Origin of the sequence: Ornithinibacter sp. (assembly GCF_035443565.1) — a bacterium.
Classification (GTDB): domain Bacteria; phylum Actinomycetota; class Actinomycetes; order Actinomycetales; family Dermatophilaceae; genus Fodinibacter.
The window spans coordinates 5,622-8,409 of the sequence record NZ_DAORSO010000059.1 but is presented as its reverse complement, the minus strand read 5'-3'; the positions used below and the strand labels follow the sequence as shown (position 1 = coordinate 8,409).

Here is a 2,788-nt window from a genome sequence, read left to right as displayed (position 1 = left end):
GGCACGAGGTCGAGCGGCGCGGCATCCGGGCCGTGGTTGGTCGCCTCGATGACCAGGCACACGTCCTGCGGGGTGACCTTGGCGTGCGTCGTCACGATGTCGAAGAAGCGGCTCTGCTGGAGCACCCCGGTGTCGGCGAGCTGGAACTCCGGGGCGTCCGGGCCGCGCCGCGCGTTCTCCTCGACGAGCGCGTCGTACGGGAAGGCGGCCTGCGGATAGCGGTAGAGGTACTGGGCCCACGAGTGGGTCGGGGTGGCATCCAGCGCCCACCAGTACTCCTTGGCGTCCTCGCCGTGGTTGCCCTGAGCGTTGGTGAGCCCGAACAGGCGCTCCTTGAGCCGGTCGTCGCGGTGGTTCCAGGCGGCGACCGCGAGGTTGAGGAAGCCGTAGCGGTCGGTGAGGCCCGCGATGCCGTCCTCACCCCAGCGGTAGGCCCGGGCGTGGGCCTGGTCGAAGGGGAAGTGGGCCCAGGCGTCACCGTCGTCGGAGTAGTCCTCGCGCACCGTGCCCCACTGACGAGCCGAGAGGTAGGGGCCCCAGAGCCGCCACGGGTCGTCGTCGCCGGGGCTGTGGCGCAGCCGGACCTGTTCGTCGGTGGGGGCGGGGGGCTGCCCGGTGACCGCCATCAGACCTCGGGGCTCCAGTGCGGGTCACGACCGAGCAGCGCGATCAGCCGCTCCTGGATCGGTGCATCGCCGGCCACCGGCTGGGGGGTGCCGAACTGGCCGGAGGCACGCACCTGGGCCGCCGGGTCGTCGAGGCGCGGAATGTCCACGCTCACCCCCAGACCACCGAGGAAGCCGCCGAGCCACGTGAGGTGCTCGGGGATGTCACGGGCCACCCACTCGCGCACCGGGGTCGGCGCGTCCCAGTCGCTCACCTGCTCGGCGATCGCGACCAGCTGCTCGCTGGCGACCCGGTGCTGGTCGGCCGGGGACGACTCGGTGAACTGGGACACGGCATCCTCCTGCGGGGGCGGTGGCCGCCCAGCCTGCCATGCTCGGGCAGACTCACGACCGGAGCACGGCAGCGAAGGAGGCATGGATGACGCCGGATGCCGCGATCGTCCTCACCGCAGCCTTCGCGGCCGGGCTGGTCGCCCGGGTGCTGCGGCTGCCACCCCTGCTGGGTTTCCTCGCTGCTGGCTTCGCGCTGGCCGGGGCCGATGCCGTCGGTTCCGGCGCCGACCTGGGCCGGCCACCGGTGATCGACCTGCTCGCCGACCTCGGGGTCACCCTGTTGCTCTTCGCCGTCGGCCTGCACCTCGACATCCGGCGGCTGCTGCGCCGTGAGGTGTGGCTGACCACGGGGTTGCACTCGCTGCTCATGGTCGGCATCGGCGTCGGCTTCCTCACCGGGCTGTCCGCGCTCGGTGTCGCCGAGGCGTCCGGGTTGGACCTGCGTGCCCTCGCCCTGGTCGCCCTGGCCCTGTCGTTCTCGAGCACCGTGTTCGTCGTCAAGGTGCTCGACGAGCGCAACGAGTCACGCTCGCGGTACGGGCAGATCGCGATCGGCGTCCTCGTCGTGCAGGACGTCTTCGCCGTGGTCTTCGTCGCCGTGTCCCAGGGCAGCCCGCCGAGCCCGTGGGCGTTCGCCCTGCTCCTCCTGATCCCCGCCCGGCGGGTGATCGTCGCGCTCTGGGAGCGTGCCGGCCGCGCCGAGCTGCAGGTCCTGTTCGGGATCCTCATGGCCTTCGTCCCCGGGTACGCGCTCTTCGACGCGCTGGGGCTCAAGGGTGACCTCGGCGCCCTGGCCATGGGCATGCTGCTCGCCGGCGCAGCGCGCTCCGACGACCTGGCGAAGTCGATCTTCGGCGTCAAGGAGCTGTTGCTCGTCGCGTTCTTCCTGTCGATCGGGCTGCACGGCGTCCCGGACCTGCAGCAGGTCCTCACCGCCGCCCTGCTGTTGCTGCTCCTGCCGGTGCAGACGCTGGCCTACGTCGTGCTGCTGTCGATGCTGCGGATGCGCCGCCGCACGGCGGTGCTCACGGCGCTCGTGCTGGCCAACTGCTCGGAGTTCGCCCTCGTCGTCATGTCCACCGCGCAGGATGCCGGCCTCGTCACCGAACGCTGGGTCACGACGACGGCCGTGACCGTGGCGCTGAGCTTCGTGCTCTCCAGTGCGGTCAACGCCAGGGCCGAGCAGATCTCCGACGCGATCGAGCGCCGCTGGCCCGACCCTGACCCCGGGTCGCTCGACGAGGCGGAGCGCCCCATCCCGCTGCACGACGTCGATGCCCTCGTCCTCGGGATGGGTCGGGTCGGTAGCGCCGCCCACCGCCGACTGACCGAGCGCGGTCTTCGGGTGCTCGGCATCGAGCACGACGAGGAGCGGGTGGCCCGGCTACAGGCTCGGGGAGTCGAGGTCGTGCTGGCGGATGCCACCGACAGCAGCCTGTGGCGCCGCCTGGTCGCGGTGAGGACCCTGCGCACGGTGGTGCTCGCCATGCCGTTCCACGAGGCCAACCTCGCGACCATCGAGGTCGTGCGGGCACGCAGCTTCGCCGGCACCGTGGCGGCCGTCGCCCGCTACGACGACGAGGTCACCGAGCTGCACGCCAACGGTGCGAACACCGTGTTGCACGTCTACAGCGGCTCAGGGGTGGCCCTGGCCGATGCCGCACTCGACGGCCCCGAAGAGGCGCTCCAACCCTGACGGGCACCGCGTGCGGTCAGGCGGTGGTCAGGCCGTGGTCAGGCCGTGGTCAGGCCGTGGTCAGGCCGGGGCCACCAGGTCGGCCAGGTCGGCGGCGAGGTTCGCGTGCACCCGGGCTCGCACCCGCGTTCCC

General features: G+C 72.1%; 2 protein-coding genes and 1 pseudogene. 1 reads left to right on the top strand and 2 read right to left on the bottom strand.

Annotated elements, in window-relative coordinates; translation table 11 throughout:
- Positions 1–626: pseudogene (locus PLL68_RS08175) on the bottom strand (MGH1-like glycoside hydrolase domain-containing protein); the annotation flags it as partial.
- Positions 626–958, bottom strand: coding sequence for a hypothetical protein (locus tag PLL68_RS08170; protein ID WP_324533280.1), 333 nt, complete (start codon positions 956–958; stop codon positions 626–628). The pseudogene PLL68_RS08175 and the gene PLL68_RS08170, both read right to left, overlap by 1 nt.
- Positions 959–1,044: 86 nt before the next feature.
- Between PLL68_RS08170 and PLL68_RS08165 the strand changes: the two genes are divergently transcribed.
- On the top strand, positions 1,045–2,655 hold the full coding sequence (locus PLL68_RS08165; RefSeq protein ID WP_324533279.1) for a cation:proton antiporter domain-containing protein: 1,611 nt from the start codon (positions 1,045–1,047) through the stop codon (positions 2,653–2,655).
- The last annotated feature ends 133 nt before the right edge of the window (positions 2,656–2,788 follow it).